This is a genomic window from Paraflavitalea pollutisoli (assembly GCF_029360705.1).
Classification (GTDB): domain Bacteria; phylum Bacteroidota; class Bacteroidia; order Chitinophagales; family Chitinophagaceae; genus Paraflavitalea; species Paraflavitalea pollutisoli.
Window position 1 is genome coordinate 1,045,171 of record NZ_JARKMX010000008.1, and the last position, 17,200, is coordinate 1,062,370.

Sequence of the window (17,200 nt, forward strand, 5' to 3'; positions counted from 1 at the left end):
GTTTATGTTCGTTAGTGTTTGAACAAGAAGGGCCGGCGATGGCGCCAGCCCTATGTTTTTTCCGTTATCAGCTACTACCAGTTTGGGTTCTGCATTGCAGACTTTTCTTCACCGGTAAGTGGCAATCCGTTCTTTTTGATCGCATCCAGGAAAGACTGCGGAATGGGCCGCAGGTAATGTTTGTTGGGCTGCGGTTTGGCTTCATTGTTGAACACCTCGCAACGCGCTACCAGTGTTTTGGTACGCGCCAGGTCTTCCCAGCGGTGCAATTCTCCCATCAACTCACGCGAACGTTCATTGAGGATAAAATTGACAAACTTGTCGGCGTCGCTCGCGATGCCCAACTTGGCGTAAAACTCTTTGTTGGAGCTGAAGATCTCCGCGATGGTATTAATATGCATATCTGTAAGCGTACTGGCAGTGGTGACAGGCATATTGTTATTGGATTCGTAGTACGTATTCTTATCCGAATAGGATACCCAGGCAGCCGTATTGGCAACCGCATTGTTCTTGTAGGAGATACCACCGTCTACCTGCAAAGAACGGTCTTCACCCGTTTTGAAGGCAGCGCGGTCGCGTACCTTGTTGATCAGCGGCAACGCTGCATCGTAATCGCCTTTACGGCCGTGAGCCTCAGCTACTAAGAGATAGGTTTCGGCAAGGCGCGCCAGGATGCCGTCGCGGCGGCCAAATTGCGAAGCCACGGTTTCGCGTGACCCATCCGAATACTTCGACATCGTAATAAAGCGGGAAGCATCGTAGTTGCCGTGATTGCCTTTCGGATCTTCTGCCTGTCCTGCATAGTAGCGAATAAACATATGCGGCGCGCGCAATTTGATATTGTCTGCCGTGTAGCGTGTATCGCCTGCATTGTTGGCAATGTACAACACCGCTTCCTGGCCACCTGTAAATCTTACTTTACCGACCTGGGAGGGATCGGGCGCATTGGTCGCTTCCCATTTCGGCGCTCCGTTGGGATTGTTGCACAGGTACCTTGTTTTAAAGCTCTTCCAGAACCTTGAGTCGTTTACGCGGTCGTATACATCGACGGCATAATCCGTGGTACGGCAACGCTGAAACTCACGACCACCAGGAATATCCCGCACCATGCCAGCCAGGGTCTGATAAATGGAAGGAAAATACAGGTGCATCTGGTTCCCATAGCGACCTTGCGTAGCCGTATTGTCCGAGAACTGGGCCGAGAGTATGATCTCTGTCAGGGCTTCGTTGGCAGAGTTGGGCCCTGTATAATTCCACAGGTCCTTGAAATCGGGCGCCAGTACATGCGCTCCGCTGTTGATGACCTGGTTACCATAGTTGATCACGGCATCGAGGTCGGCGGCTTTCGTACCGGTGTTCCAGGACGCATTGATCTCACTGGCACGGTTCAGGTATACCTTTGCCAGGAAGTGAGCGGCAGCCCACTTGGTGATTCGACCTCTTTGGGCGGGTGCAGGCGGCAACAATTCGAACGCTTTTTTAAAGTCGCCGATCACCTGCTCGTACACTTCCTGGATGGTATTGCGGGGGAATTCAAATTCGACCGTGGTGGAAGGGATCAGCTTGATGGGCACTCCACCAAACTGTTTTACCAGTTTGAAATAATTGAATGCCCGCATAAAGTACCCCTCTCCCAGCCTGACATCCTTGGTACTCGCATCGTCATAAAACAAAGGCACATTCTGGATCACAATATTCGCCGAGTTGATGGCACCATACATATTGTCCCATACGCTCGCCGCATCACCAGTAAGCGAATTGAGGTTTCCATCGTATGAGTTCCACATCTGCATGGTACGGTCTCCACCCACCGTAAATTCATCTACGCCGTAATTGGTGGTCGTATATGCCCATTCGTAATTAAAATGGAAGCGCAGCGATTGATACATACCGATCACGAGGCCATCTAGGCCAACTTTGGTCTCGAAGTCCTGTGTGCTTCTGGCCGTGACCAGGTTTTCGTCGAGAAAATCCTTTTTACAGGCAGTCATGCAGAGCAAGCTACCTGTAGCACCTATATAGATTAGTTTTTTTAAACTGTTCATATAACCATTTTGAATCGTTAAGCAATTAGAAACCCACGTTTACGCCTACTACCACACCGCGGTTAAACTGCGAGGTGCCGAGGTCGGGGTCGGTCCAGTCGATGCCGGAATACAGTAAGCCGGGATTGAGCACCTGTGCATAGATGCGGGCATTGTTCATCTTGAAGCGGGTGGCGAGTGCATTGGGCAAGCGGTACGCCAGGGTAATGTTGCGAACCTTGACGAAAGAGCCATCCTGGTAGTTCATCGAAGTGCGATACACATCGCCGGCAGCACTGTTGTAATTCGGCGCCGGATAAACATTGGAGGCATTAGTAGGTGTCCAATAGCTGAGTTGACGCTGGGCATAACGACCCTGTAATACTTCTGCACCAGTATTGGCAGTAAAGCCCCAGCGCGAGAAAATAAAGATGTTCATGCTCCAGTTTTTGTAGGTGAACTCGTTGATGAGCCCGCCATTCCATTTGGGTTGCGGATTGCCAACGATCACGCGATCGTTGTTGGCATCGATCTTATAATCACCGTTCTGGTCTTTTACTTTGATCATCCCAGGGGCAAACTTGCTGTTGACGGCCGCAATATTCGCATTGAAGAGATCCATCTCTTTTTTATCGGCCTCATTATCCTGCCAGATGCCCAATTTTTCATAGTCGTAATACACGTTGAGGCGCTTACCGATGAACCACCCGTTATTGATGTCATCGATCTTTCCCTGCGACAGTTCTACGATCCGGTCGCGGTTGGTGGCGAAGTTGATCGTGGAAGTCCAGCTGAAGTCACGTGTCTGCACGTTTACGGTATTCAATACCACTTCCAGGCCCTGGTTGGACGTTACCCCGATATTATCCAGCGTGCGGGTATAACCGGTAAGTGTTGGGATCGACCGGGTAAGCAGCAAGTCTTTGGTTTTGGAAAAATAGACATCGAATGAGCCGCTGATACGCCCTTTCAGCAAGCTGAACTCCAGGCCCACATCCGTTTGTGTCGTACGCTCCCAGCCAAGACTTTGGTTAGGCATGGTAACCGGATTGGCCGAAGAAGGATCGGATGACACATAACCTGGTTCGATGATATTACCCCAGGAATAATACAGCGTTTGCACCGCGCCCTTCGTCGTATAAGGTCCGATGGCCGCGTTGCCCACGGCACCCACACCTACCCGCAGTTTCAGTTGATCGAGCCAGCCGGCCGTCTTCATGAACTTCTCCTGGTCAATGCGCCAGGCAATGGACGCAGCAGGAAACACATCCCATTTATGACCAGGCGCCAATGGAGAAGCACCATCCCAACGGGCATAGGCATCGAGGAAGTATTTATTGGCATAGCTGTAGTTGACACGCCCCATATACGACAACAGCGAGTTCTCGGTAAGGCCGGTGCTGAAATTATCCAACGCTGCTACCGAACCCAACTGGTACCATTTCTGACTGTCCCAGGGCAATTTGCTGGCTGTCATGGAAGAGGTTTCCTGCCGTACGGCGGTAGCGCTGTACAGGAAGGTAGCCCCTATTTCATGCAGGCCACCGATGGAAGTATTGTAAGTAAGCAGATTGTCCAATGTCCAGGAGAAACTCTGTGTTTGGTTGAGTTGGGCATAGTTGCTGGAGCCAGGCTCTCCTGCGCCACGGTTGATGGATTTGGCATCCATGTACCGACCGTTCTTGTAGTTGTTGAAATCGGGCCCAAAGGTGAGGCGGTAACGCAATCCTTTGATGGGCGCCAGTTCGATGTGAAAGGCGCCGAGTGTACGCAGCGTATTGCGCTGATTGACGTTGTAGTTTTCTTCGCCCACCGGGTTAAGTATATTGACGTCACCACCGGGCAGGTTGATGCGTTGTCCGTTTTCATTGTACGGTATCGCGTAAGGCAGCATGCCCTGTGCTGCAGCGTAGATGGTGCCAGGACCGGTGGCATTGGTGGTCGAAAATCCGAAATTCTGAATGCCGTACGAAGCGGTGATCACGCTACCCATGGTAAACCATTTGACCGGGTTGATCTCGATATTGAACTTCGCCGAATACCGGGTATAATCCTGGCCCAGCTGGGTACCATCCTGGTTGAGGTAACCAAAAGAGGCGTAGGTCTTTACTTTTTGTGTTCCACCGCTGACGCTGATGGTGTGGTCTTGCGTGACACCGGTTTGTGTTACCAGGTCAGTCCAATCGGTAGTACCCACAAGACTACCATCCCATTGACCATTCACCCATCCCTTTTGCACGTTGGCCCAGGCCAGAGGGTCCTGGCCAAAAATGCGCTGATCGTCGGCAAGCGTGGGCACCAGGGGATACGTGGTATTGGCAGCTGCGAGGGGGTTGAGGTATTTTACCCGGCGATAAGCGTCGCGGCGGAATTCTATGTATTGGGCCGCATTCATCATTTCGGTACGATCTTGCAATTGCTCAACCGTAACCGTGCCTACGTAGTCAAGAGAGATCTTTCCGTTCTTCCCTTTTTTCGTATTGATGAGGACGACACCGTTGGCGCCACGCGAACCATACACAGCAGTTGCAGAGGCATCCTTCAATACGTTGATGGTCTCGATGTCATTGGGGTTCACGGCATTGATACCTCCAAAATTGAGGGGTACGCCGTCCACCACATACAGCGGTGCATTGGTGGCAGACAGCGAGCGCACACCCCGGATCAGGATGCCGCCAGCTTCGCCGGGCCGCTCGTTGGAAGTGATATCTACACCCGCAGCCTTGCCTTGCAAGGCCTGCAATGCATTCTGCACGGGACGGGAACGAATCTCTTCGGCATCGATACTCACGATAGCACTGGACACGTCGGATTTTTTACGGCTTCCATAACCGATCACGATCACCTGGTCGAGATCCAGGCTTGTTGACTTCATCGACACATCGAGCGTAAAGATGGTACCGGCCTTCAGGTTATAACCCGACAAGACCTGCTCCTGAAATCCCACCGTAGTAATGGTAAAGCGATACGGCCCACCTGACGGCACGCTGGCTGTAAACAAACCTGTACTGTCGGTTTTGGTACCTGATGTAAAATTGGAGGAAGTGTTTCTGATCACGACCGAGGCTCCGGGAATCGGAGCGTTATCGGCTCCATGTACAATGCCCTTTACGGTGCTGAGACTTTCCTGGGCCTGTGTAGAACCAGGGAGTAATAGCTGCGCAATGAATAGCAACAACGCAGCAATACCCTGCCATCGGGGTAGCTTCTCTTTCATACGGCGTGCAATTTTAGTGTTGGTTAGTGGATGCCTGCTTACGCCTCGCGCTTCACCGGCATCCGTTTTCATTATGTTTACTTCGTCAATTTGTATCCGTTATCGTCGAGGGTAACCGTTAGTTTGTTTAATCTGGCTATTCTGTCCAGGATAGTACCAAGCGAGTCTGTCGACCTGTATTTCGCAGTGAAATAACTGTTGCGAACATCGCGCTTGTTGTATACGATTTTCACGGCATAGAGTGCCGACAACTGGTTTAAAACCTGGTCAAGGGGCTGGTTATTGAACATATACCAGGTATTTCCTGCATCGTCGGGAATCAGCGGATCTTCCTCAGAACGATTGTCCTGATCCGGCACCGCCAACAATTGCTTCTTCCGGAACCAGCTCACGCGGGCGGTTCCATCAAATACAAATTCCTGACCGGGCACCAGGAAAACCTCTTTCTTCATGGGTGTGCGTGTAGCATTGTTCGGCCTGATCACTATGGCGCCTTCGTACAAACGAACACTTACCAGGCGACCCGCCTTCCAGGCAGTGACGGTAAACTCGGTACCGAGATCCGTCGTCGAAATTTCCTTGCTGAATACTGTAAATGGCCTCGAAGTATCGTGTGTCACCTTGAAACGTGCTTTACCTACCAGCGTGATGTCGCGCCTATGCACAAAGGGCGTGCGGTAGGTGATCTCGCTGCTGTCGGACAGTGTAATGATGGAACTGTCTGGCAGCAGTATTATTTTATCTTTGCCGGTGTTATTGACGGCATGTTGTACCGTATACAGTATTTCCCGTTCAGGCTCCTGCATTTCTGCGACAGAATTCCCAGTATCATTTCGTAATAACCACCAGCCCAGCCCCAATACCACCAGCACCGTGGCTGCGATAGCAGGCACCCGGTAACGATTTCTTGAACGGACATTATCCAACTCCACATATTGGGAACAGCCCAGCTCTTCTGCGGTGACAGGTTCATCGGACGCGACTGACTGGCGGAAACTGGCCCAGCGTTCTTCGACATTGATCTCATCCAGCGCGTGGTCAAGAACTTCTTTCATACCGGCCAGTTGCCACGCTTGCTGTATTTCCAGGAAATACCTTCTATTTTCATCGTTGGCGGCCATCCATTGCTGCACCATCTCCTGTTCTGCTGCAGAAAGGTCGTTGGTCAGAAAGCGGGTGAGCAGTGCGTCGGTGATGGTTGTTTCCATGTACTGGATGGTAATACAACTGTTGTTGCCTTTACCCCGACAAGCGGATAAAGTTTTTTTTAGTGATTGACTAAAACGTTGATGATGAGCAGCAAGAGCGTGAGGTAATTGGCCAATTGAAGGCGCAACCGGGCCAGGGCGCGTGTCATTTGCGTCTCCACTGTTTTGACGGAAATGGCCAACTGGCTGGCGATCTCTGTGTATTTAAGTCCCTCGATTCGGCTGAGCTGGAAAACACGGCGCATCTGTTCTGGCATGGCGGCGATGGCCCCATCGATGGCGGACCTTAGCTGTTTGAGGTCCACACTGTGAAAGCTGGGGCTGGCGAGGTCCACGCCCGCGCCCCGCAGCACATGCTCCGCATAGCGGTTTTGTATGCGGACATGCTTAAGCTGGTTAAGGCTTTGGTTGTCGACAATCCTGTAGAGATAAGGTGTAGCTGGAAGGTGTGGGTCGAGTGTTTGGCGGGCTTCCCATAATTTACCGAAGCTGGTGTTGACAATGTCTTCTGCAGCGGCCTTATCGAACCCGTATTTGAAACGGCAGTACACACACAGGCGTGCGTAATGGGTCTTGAAAAAAGCCCCGAAGCTGGCTTCTTGTCGAAGATCACCGAAGTGCAAGCCTTCCTGGCGGTGTTCTGGTGTATAGCAATTCATCTGCAAGCGCTCACGTTAAAGCAAGAAAAGGATCAGCAGTATTCTTAGTCGTCGCAAAATAGGTGATTGCCAAGTATTATCTGTGCTGTACTGTCCCGTTGCGGGTGCATTGCGAAAGAGACAATTTCGCCACCAGCGCTAATCCGATTTGGTTACCTTTGCGACTTCATAATAAGCTGATTACGCTATGGATGACGTCCCGGCAAAACTTTCTCCCCGCAATGCGCGCATCGCCATTGCCGTATTTTTCTTCGTGTCTGGTTTTGGCTTTGCGTCCTGGGCTTCCCGCATCCCTTCGATCCAGCAGCATTTGCAGCTGAATGAAGCGGAGTTGGGGGCGGTGCTGTTTGCCATGCCTGCCGGACTGATGCTGACGTTGCCGCTGACCGGCTTTCTGCTGCGGCGCTTCAGCAGCCGCTATGTGATGTTTGGAGGGGCCATGCTGTTCAACTTAATGATGTGCCTGGTAGGTTTTGTGGAGCACACCTGGCAACTGGTCACGGTGCTTTTCTTCTTTGGCTCATCCCGCAACCTGTTCAATATTTCGGCCAATGCCCAATCGATCGCGGTGCAGGCAATGTTTGACCGTACGATCATCGCTTCCCTGCACGGCATCTGGAGTACGGCCGGGTTTGCCGCCGGCGCATTGGGCACCCTGGCCATTTCTGCCGGCCTGTCGACCCACTGGCACCTGCTGGGCGTGAGTGTGGTATTAACGAGCCTGTGCTGTTATTTTTTCAAGAATAGTGTCCATCAACTACCTGCTCCACATGAGCGCAAAGGCAGTTTTGTGTTGCCCAACCGCACCATGTTGAAATTTGGCCTGGTGTGCTTTGCCTCGATGGCCTGCGAAGGCACCATGTACGACTGGGCAGCTATCTACCTGCGCAAAGCCACCGGCGCGGCGCCTGGCCTGGCAACTGCGGGATATGCGATCTATATGGCAGCCATGACACTGGGTCGTTTTTCCGGCGACCAGGTAGCCAGCCGTATTGGCATTCGCAGCATGCTTACCTATAGCGGTGCCCTGATGCTGACCGGCCTGTTACTGGCTGCCTTGGTACCCAATACCTATATTGCGATGCTGGGCTTTATCCTCGTAGGCTTTGGCGTAGCCTGTGTGGTACCGATGACCTTTAGTATGGCGGGCAAGGTGCCCAACATGAGTGGCGGGCCGGCCATTGCCGCGGTATCGACCGTCGGGTATTTTGGCTTTCTCATCGTACCACCGGTGGTGGGTTTTGTCGCGGAAGCATTGAACCTGCGCTGGTCCTTTGGCCTGATGGCCCTGTTGGGTTTGCTTATTTTGTGGATGGTAGGTAAACTGGCGATCGAACAACCCGCACCGCAGCGCGTATAACCTATTTTCGTAACTTATACCGCCATGAGCCATCTTTTACGACAGCACCTCTCCACCATCACCCCGTTCTCCGACGCGGAGTTTGACTATGTGCTGTCGCACTTCACCCCCAAAAAGCTGAAGAAACACCAGTTCCTGGTGCAGGAGGGCAACGCAGTGCCGAATGATCATTTTGTATTGAAGGGCCTTTTGAAAGCCACCCATGTATCACCCGACGGCAAGGAGCATATCCTGCAGTTTGCCATGGAGGACTGGTGGATCACCGATTACCAGGCCTTTCACCAGCAAAGCGCGGCCACCATCAATATCGACTGCATAGAGGCTACGGAAGTACTGAGCCTCTCGCTGTACAACCGCGAGAAACTCTGTTCGGAACTGCACAAGATCGAACACTGCTTCCGGGTAAAGACCAGCGCCGGGTATGTAGCCCTGCAACGCCGCATCCTCAGCCTGCTCGACAGCAACGCCCGGGAGCGGTATGAGCAGTTTATACAGCAGTACCCTACCCTTACCCAGCGCCTGCCCAAAACGCTCATCGCCGCTTACCTCGGCGTATCCCGTGAAACCCTCAGCCGCCTCTACGCCCTATAAATCGTTTTTTACTGCCGCCGGTGTGATCTATATCACTTTTTATTCGTGCGCCAGCTCCTGTGCCAGGAGCCTGCTGTGATGAAACTTTGTGGTGTTCATCAACAGTAAACCATGCAACACATCGTACCAACAACCAGGTGGATCGCAGTAGCCCTCCTGGCCATGTTCAGTCAAACTACTACTGCGCAAACCATTCAATCAGGTACAATGAAAAAGAAAATCTTATTTGTGGTTACCAGCCACGACAAAAAAGGCAGCACCGGTGAGCCAACCGGCTATTATCTTGGAGAAGTATCGCATCCCTGGGAAGTATTACACGAAGCAGGTTACGAGATCGACTTCGTGAGCCCGAAAGGCGGAACACCACCGGTAGATGGGTTCAACCTCGACGATGCCGCCAATAAAAAATTCTGGGAAGATAAAGTGTACCATAACAAGATCGATCATTCGATGAATCCCAGCCAGGTAGACGCCGCCCAATATGCAGCCATTTACTACGCAGGGGGCCATGGCGCCATGTGGGACCTGGCCGACAATGGCGCGCTCGCCCGGATCGCGGCCACCATCTATGAGCGTGGCGGTCTCGTAGCAGGCGTATGTCACGGCCCGGCCGGCCTCGTCAATGTCAAACTCAGCAATGGAGACTACCTGGTGAAGGGTAAAAAGGTAAACGGCTTCAGCAATGAAGAAGAAACTGCGGTGAAGTTGCAAAACGTCGTTCCCTTCCTGATGGAGGACAAACTGATCGAACGCGGAGGTCTGTATGAAAAGTCGGGACTTTGGCAGCCACATGTTACCGTCGACCAGCGACTGATCACCGGGCAGAATCCGCAATCGGCCAAGGCTGTGGGGGAAGCACTGGTCGTAGGGCTGAAAAGTCAACCCGGATCTTAAGTATCACTACACTTCATCCGGCTCACCCGCAAGTTCAGTAGTCATTCCTGGCAGCTCAGTCACCTGTTCAGCAGATCCGCCTGCGTGAAAGGTATCTTGCAGCCATGTGCGCATACAACCTTCATCCGTGGCCACCCATAGCAGGGAGATTCCTCCTGCTATGGGTTTTGTTTTTTGGGCAAGCTCCCGCCGTTGCCCACCAACCAGGAGCCGTGCACGAAAAATACCGGCGCTATGCAAACGCTACAGCGGCCGATACCCCGTCCATCAACCGGCTGCTCGACTATTGTTATGACCTGCTGCCGCTGGACGGCGACAGTGCGCTGCGGTTGATCGACCGGGCGGCACAACTCAGCCAGCAACTCCAGTACGCCTTCGGCAAAGGCAGAACGGTCACCCTCCGGGGAATGGTATACAGCGATCGCGGGCAGTACGATTCTGCCATTCTGTTGTATGAACAAGCGCTCTCTTATTTTCAGGCGCTGCGCAACGACCTCGAGATCGGCAAGGTGTACAACAACCTGGGCAACGTCTATCATTTCCAGGAGATGCTGCAGGAAGCGATGGCGTTGTACCTGCAATCGGCGGCGGCCCTCGAGCGCGCATCGGCCAGCCACTACCTGGCTGCCATCTATACCAATATCGCCAATGTATTCCAGTCGTTGAAGCAATACGAGAAAGGATTGACCTATACCGATAAAGCAGAAGCAATCGCCCGTCGTTATGGCGATTCGGAAAGGCTGGTGAACGTACTTATTTCGCGGTCGGTAGGCCAGCACAACCTGCACCAGGCAGCAGCCTCTTACCAATCCACCCTGGAAGCGATGCGACTCAGTGACCGGATCGGTTACCTGATCGGTAGCCAGGTAACCCGGCAAAACCTGGCTGATGACCTGACGGGCCGCCAACAGTACGATTCGGCCTTGTATTATTTGCAGGCGGCGGCGCCGCTGGCGCGCCGTACCGGTGATCCTTACTACCTCAGTGGACTGTACATGACCTACGCCCGGGTATACGCCGACCTCCACCAGCATACACTGGCACGGGATTATGCCCTGAAAGTAATAGCCGTATCGAAGCATTGCGACACAAGAGCAACCTCGCCAGTGCCTACGACCTGCTGACGATCGTCTATGCCCGGATGAACGAGGCGGAAGCCAGCAATGATGCATTCAAAAACTATATACTCTACAACGACAGTGTCCGCAATGATGAACTCGCAACCAAGGTCAACGCTCTTGAAACAAGGTTCAGGACGCTGGAAAAAGACAAAGCCATCAAAGCAAAAGAACTGACGCTGGCACAAAAAGACCTGGAGCTAAAAAAGAAAAATACGTGGATCTACTTCTCCCTGGGCAGCATATTGGTGTTGCTGGTGACCGGAGGATGGGGTTGGATGAGCTACCGGCAAAAACAATTGCTGCAGGCACAAAAAATACTGACGCTTCAACGGGAGCAGGAGGTCGGCGTATTGCAGGCTATGATGCAGGGTGAAGAGCAGGAGCCGCTGGTACAACTGTCACTGCATGAAGACATGTTCAGTATGACTGTTGAAGACAATGGAAGGGGATTTGACACAGCCGTATTGAAGGCTGGAACCGGGCTTGGCCTGTATGATCTCCAGGAACGCATGGACGCATTCAACGGTAATGTCCAAATCGACACTTCCCGCGCGGGCACTTCGGTGGTGATCGATTTTCACCCCGATCCTGTTCTCCTGCGAAAGACCCGGACTACAGCAACCAGCATAAACCTTTAACCGTTTTTATTTATTGTCGGCCAGTCAAATTTTAATCCCGATTTATTGCAGGATCGGGACCCCGCGATCTATTCAGCCATCCCGCCCGGCGCTGCAATACTATCGGTCAGCATTTAACGTTACTACACAAACACATTCTTTTACCGTCCAATCCTGTAAGAATCATGAAACCAAACCCCAAATCCTGCCCCACCGGGAAGGCGATTTCGCCTGTCCTGGCCAAGGCAATTTGTGTATTGCTAACTGCCTTATGCCTGCAACTGGCTGCCTGGGCGCAACCCACCATTACCAGCTTTTCACCAGCTTCGGCTCCGGTGGGCAGCGCGGTAACGATCCAGGGAACCGGCTTTGCCACGACACCATCGGCCAACGTGGTGTACTTCGGTGCAACCAGGGCCACTGTCACCAGTGCCAGCAGCACGTCACTCGTGGTAACAGTACCCGTAGGTGCCACCTACGCTCCGATTTCGATTTTGAACACCACCACCAACCTGGCGGTCTGGACAAGGATGCCTTTTATCGTTTCGTTCACAGGCGGAGGCAAGGTATTTCGCAATGCCTTTGACTCCATACCCAGTTTATCGGTACAACGTGAAACCGGGCTATCAAGAGTAACCCTCTGCGATCTCGACGGGGATGGCAAAGCCGATATCGTAGCGGGTAATGCCAGCAGTCAGCAAGTAATATCCGATTCGTTCGCGCTTTCCATTTTCCGCAATACCGGCACCGGCAACAACCTGTCGTTTGCAGCGGCGATCCAACTTAAAGTGGGTACCCATCCTGTAGGCGGCGCTGATCCGAACAGGCTCGAATGCCGGGATATGGATAACGACGGACTGCCAGACATCATCATCGGCGGAGGTCCCACTTATATCTTCCGGAACACCAGCACACCTGGCAACATCTCCTTTGCCAGTTCATTTTCCACGAATGCCGTCAGCGGCAATGGAACATTCGCCGATATGGACAATGACGGGCACATCGATATTATCGGCATCAGCATGTATGGCGTAAATGTTACCCGCAACATCAGCACTCCCGGCAACCTGGCATTCGAAACCAGCACCGTGGTAGTGCCCTTCCTTTTAAATATGAAATCCGTTGAAGTAGCAGACATCGACGGCGATGATAAACAAGATATTATCCTCGTCAACGGATCCATTTGGGTATACAGGAACACCTCGACCGGCAGCAGCCTTTCTTTCGCAGCGGGCAGCGGCCATTACCGCCACACCGACAGGATCTGGCGGATTCTAGCGGGCGATCTCGACGGGAATGGCAAGACCGACATCCTGGGGCTCGACGTATCCAATAATTACTGTTATAAACTGACCAACCAAAGTTCGCCGGGTAGTTTCCAGCTCGACTCAAGTGCAGCCATGGCACTGGCTACTAATCCATTGACGGGCGCATTGACCGATGTAAATGGTGATGGCAAACCCGACCTGATCTATTCAGCCTGGAATGGTCAGCCTTTTCATATTATAACCAATACCAGCAGTGTTGGCAGCATTTCGTTTGCACAGAATGTAGCGTTCGCACAGCCACTCACCAAAGAAATGGTTACCGCAGGAGACCTTAACGGAGATGGCAAACCAGAATTGGTGTTTGCCCACCTGGGTGCTCCCCGGGTTTCCGTTTTCCAGAACGGTGTGGGCAAACCTGCCATCACGTCTTTTACACCCGCCACAGCTACCCTGGGCCAGACAGTGAGCATCCATGGCGACTTCCTCGACAAAGTGACGAACGTTCAATTTGGCGGTGTAGCGGCCAGTTCATTCGAGATCGTTTCTCCTGAATTGATCCAGGCAGTTGTAGGAATGGGCGCCAGTGGCAAGGTAGCCATCAAAAGCCCCGTTGGGGGCGACTCATTGGCAACATTCACTTTTTCATACGCACCCACGATCAGTTCGTTCACACCCACCAGCGGTGTGATCGGTGCGGAAGTAGTCATTACCGGTAATTTCTTCACGGGCGCCACCGCCGTAAGTTTTGGAGGTGTGGCTGCGGCTTCTTTTACTGTCAACTCCTCTACGCAGATTACAGCCGTATTAGCCGGTGGTGCAACAGGCGCTGTCAATGTCACAACCCCATTGGGCAGTGGCTCCCTCGCGGGCTTTAGTTATACAAGTGCTCCGGTCATCAATTCGATCAACCCGGCCAAAGCAGCTATCGGCAGCACCGTGACGATCGCAGGCAGCAATTTCAGCAGCACCGCTGCCAACAACAGAGTGTATTTTGGACCTGCACAGGCAACCGTTACGGCTGCTACCGGTAGCAGCCTTACGGTGACTGTACCGGTAGGCGCCCTTTACCAGCCAGTTTCGGTGTTGGTCAATGGCGTTTCGGGAAAAAGTCTTACATATTTTAACCCTACCAGTGCAACCGCACCCGACACCCTTTACAGCGGCTCTTTGATGCCTAAACAGGATTATCCTGTCGGCACCCTACCGGGATCTGTTGTCACCGGCGATTTTGACGGTGACGGCAAGACCGATATGATTGTAGCCAATATCACCAATTCGTTCTCCATATTCCGAAACACCGGCACACCTGCCAATGTATCATTTGCTGCCAGCAGCATAGCCACAGGCAACAACATGCGCAAGATTGTATCCGGTGATATCAACGGAGATGGCAAACTGGATTTTGTGCTTGTAAAACACCAGACGACCGCCCAGCCATTGGTGATCTTTAAAAACACCAGCACACCAGGTAACATTTCCTTTACCGAGTTTGTACCTGTATTCCCGGGTCAAACGCCCATTTCGGTGGTCATCGAGGATTTTGATGGTGATGGCCGACTGGACATTGCCAGTATCAATGATAAAACTTCGACCATTTCACTTATTCGTAATACCGGAGATATCAATACACTTTCATTTGCCACAGCGCAAACCTGGACGCTGGGGAACAGCGCCAAGAACATTCGCTTGCTGGCCGGCCGCCTGGACGCCGACAGCCGCCCCGACCTCGTAGTACTTACCAGCCTGGGCGTATCAGTATTCAACAATACCAGTACCCTGGGCAATGTACAATTTGGTACAGAAACAGTATACCCTATCGCATCCGGTACTACCAACCGTGGCATTGCCGCCGGTGATCTTAACAATGATGGCCTTACCGACCTGGCACTAGTTTACCGCAGCAGTGATAAAAAAGGTAAGCTGGGTATTTTGCGTGGCACGCAGAACGGTAACGTTTTTAGTTTCCTGCCTATCGACGAAACAACGCTGGCCCGCGAAACGACCGATCTATCTATCGAAGATATCAATATGGATGGCAAGCCAGACCTGCTCATGGCAGATATCGGCGCCAATGTAATTGCTGTATTACGCAACAAAACGTCAGGCTCGGCGATCACGCTAGCTGCACCCATCGACTTTGTGGGTACCGGCGCTGCGCTGACCATCAATACTGCCGACTTCGACGGCGATGGACAAACCGACCTGGCCGTCAACTACAAAGATCAGCCTGCAGTTTCTGTGTTCCGCAGCAATCTTCAGAATGCCACCATCACAGGCCTATCGCCAACAGTTGGCGGCCCTGGCACGGAAGTAACCATCACCGGAGTAAACTTTACGAATATCACCGGCGTATACTTTGGTGGTTTGCCTGCGGCCTCCTATACCGTTATCTCAGCTACAGAGATCAGGGCTATTGCCGGTGAAGGCAATGATGGCGCCATCCGGGTAACCAGTTCTACAGGAGAAAGTGTCTTTACCGGATTCACCTTTATGAAACCGCTGATCACCTCCTTCTCTCCAGCGTTCGGTCCTGCTGGCTCTTCTGTAACCATTACCGGTGAAAATTTCAGCACCGTAGCCAACAACAATATTGTTTATTTTGGCGCAGCGAAAGCTACCGTAACAGGTGCCAGCACTACCAGCCTCACTGTGACAGTACCCAGCGGTGTTAGCTGGCAGCCAATCACAGTGACTGCTTTCCGTTCTACCGCTTACAGCAAAGCGCCTTTCATTTTATCATTTGGTGGTACGAACGAGCTGGATTCTGCCTCTTTCTCCGCCCGCCTGGAACTGAACTCCCGGATATCTATGGAAGGTGTTGCAGTAGGCGATTTCAACAACGATGGTAATCCCGACATAGCAGGTATCGATGGGGCTAATAACCGTATCGCCGTATATGCCAACAACACCGCCAGCGGCAACCTGAGCTTTGGCTCCAGGATCAACCTGGCCACCGGCAACAAGCCCTATGCACTCGTTGTCTCCGATGTGAACATGGATGGCAAACTGGACATTGTTGCGGGCAACAGCGCCGCCAACGGCGGCCTTGGCACTGTAGCGATCTTCGTGAATAATACCACCGGTAGCGCTATCAGCTTTGAACCAGCCCTGATCGTGAATGGTGGCACAGATGCAACCCGCCTGGCAGTTGCGGACTTCGACGGCGACAAACGTCCGGATATCGCATTCGCCAGCACCTTTACCGCTTCGGTTGAAATATTGCGCAATACCACCACCGCAGGCACGGTCGGTTTCGTGGCGATCAACGGCCCGGCCCTAACCGGCAAACGAGCGCTCGATATCGTGGCGACCGACCTCAACAATGATGGCAAGGCAGAACTGGTGATCACAGATTACTACGGCCTGCAAGCCAATGTGTACCGTAACACCAGCACAACCAGCATTTCCTTTGCGGCGGCGCACCCCATCCCGCTGTACGGTTACTCACTGGCCGTAGCAGCAGGCGACCTGGATGGCGACAACCTGCCCGACCTGGTGATCTCGAAACTGAAGACGACGGCCAAGTTTGCACTTACTGTATTCAAGAACGCAAGCAGCGGTAATACCCTGAGCTTTATCCCTGCCGGCGACTACGACATGGCCTATGAAGTGTACGGCCTGGCCATCACCGACATCAACGGAGACAGCAAGCCCGACCTGCTGGCAGCTAATGGTACTTATAACTCCAGGGTATCCATGTTCCGCAATACGTCTGCCGGCGGTATCAGCCTTGCCAATCCTGCGCATTATGTGAGCGGCACCGAGCCCGTGCGTGTATTGGCCTGCGATATGAACGGCGATGGACGTCCCGACGTAGTAACCGCCAACAGAATCTCCGGATCTTACACCGCTACCGGTGGTGTCAACATCCTGCTGAACCTGTTGCCCCCTCAGGCCAATAACCCCGATCAGGCGCCACCACAACTCGCGCTCCTGTCCTCACCCAATCCGTTTACCTCCAGTGTAACGGTGCGTACAGGGCAATCGCTGAACGGTGCGCGGTTCACCCTCACCAACATGAATGGCAAAGTAGTGCGTACCCAACAGTATAGTACATTACCAGCCGGCTCATCGGTCAGTTTCGGACAAAGCAACCTGGCTCCAGGCCTCTACTTCCTGATGGTAGAATCGGCCCAGGGCAGAAGCATTATCAAGTTGATGAAACAATAAATCAATCTACCAGACAAAAAAATGGCGCGCCGGTGTGGCGCGCCATTTTTTTGTCTATACCGATTGAAAGC

General features: G+C 52.7%; 10 protein-coding genes. 6 read left to right on the forward strand and 4 right to left on the reverse strand.

Annotated elements, in window-relative coordinates:
* Positions 1 to 74: 74 nt before the first annotated feature.
* The 4 genes from P2W70_RS18060 to P2W70_RS18075 all read right to left on the reverse strand — a co-directional run bounded on the left by P2W70_RS18060 (position 75) and on the right by P2W70_RS18075 (position 7,108).
* Positions 75 to 2,045, reverse strand: a complete 1,971-nt coding sequence (locus P2W70_RS18060; RefSeq protein ID WP_276482906.1) for a RagB/SusD family nutrient uptake outer membrane protein — start codon at positions 2,043 to 2,045, stop codon at positions 75 to 77.
* A gap of 25 nt (positions 2,046 to 2,070) precedes the next feature.
* On the reverse strand, positions 2,071 to 5,241 hold the full coding sequence (locus tag P2W70_RS18065; RefSeq protein WP_276482907.1) for a SusC/RagA family TonB-linked outer membrane protein: 3,171 nt from the start codon (positions 5,239 to 5,241) through the stop codon (positions 2,071 to 2,073).
* 77 nt (positions 5,242 to 5,318) lie between these two features.
* Entirely contained in the window at positions 5,319 to 6,449 is a 1,131-nt protein-coding gene (locus P2W70_RS18070) for a FecR family protein (protein WP_276482908.1), read from the reverse strand.
* 59 nt (positions 6,450 to 6,508) lie between these two features.
* Positions 6,509 to 7,108: an RNA polymerase sigma-70 factor gene (locus P2W70_RS18075; RefSeq protein WP_276482909.1), complete on the reverse strand. Its 600-nt coding sequence runs from the start codon at positions 7,106 to 7,108 to the stop codon at positions 6,509 to 6,511.
* Between the two features lie 187 nt (positions 7,109 to 7,295).
* Between P2W70_RS18075 and P2W70_RS18080 the strand changes: the two genes are divergently transcribed.
* From P2W70_RS18080 to P2W70_RS18105, 6 genes are all read left to right on the forward strand, one after another.
* Positions 7,296 to 8,468, forward strand: a complete 1,173-nt coding sequence (locus P2W70_RS18080; RefSeq protein WP_276482910.1) for an MFS transporter — start codon at positions 7,296 to 7,298, stop codon at positions 8,466 to 8,468.
* Positions 8,469 to 8,492: 24 nt separating this feature from the next.
* The gene (locus tag P2W70_RS18085; protein WP_276482911.1) at positions 8,493 to 9,059 is read left to right on the forward strand and encodes a Crp/Fnr family transcriptional regulator; all 567 of its coding nucleotides are present in this window, start codon (positions 8,493 to 8,495) and stop codon (positions 9,057 to 9,059) included.
* A gap of 207 nt (positions 9,060 to 9,266) precedes the next feature.
* Entirely contained in the window at positions 9,267 to 9,953 is a 687-nt protein-coding gene (locus P2W70_RS18090; RefSeq protein ID WP_276482912.1) for a type 1 glutamine amidotransferase domain-containing protein, read from the forward strand.
* Positions 9,954 to 10,165: 212 nt separating this feature from the next.
* Positions 10,166 to 11,077, forward strand: coding sequence for a tetratricopeptide repeat protein (locus tag P2W70_RS18095; RefSeq protein WP_276482913.1), 912 nt, complete (start codon positions 10,166 to 10,168; stop codon positions 11,075 to 11,077).
* A complete protein-coding gene (locus tag P2W70_RS18100) occupies positions 11,035 to 11,712 on the forward strand; it encodes an ATP-binding protein (RefSeq protein ID WP_276482914.1) in 678 nt (225 codons plus the stop codon). Before P2W70_RS18095 ends, P2W70_RS18100 begins: the two co-directional genes overlap by 43 nt.
* Positions 11,713 to 11,876: 164 nt before the next feature.
* Entirely contained in the window at positions 11,877 to 17,129 is a 5,253-nt protein-coding gene (locus P2W70_RS18105; RefSeq protein ID WP_276482915.1) for an FG-GAP-like repeat-containing protein, read from the forward strand.
* The last annotated feature ends 71 nt before the right edge of the window (positions 17,130 to 17,200 follow it).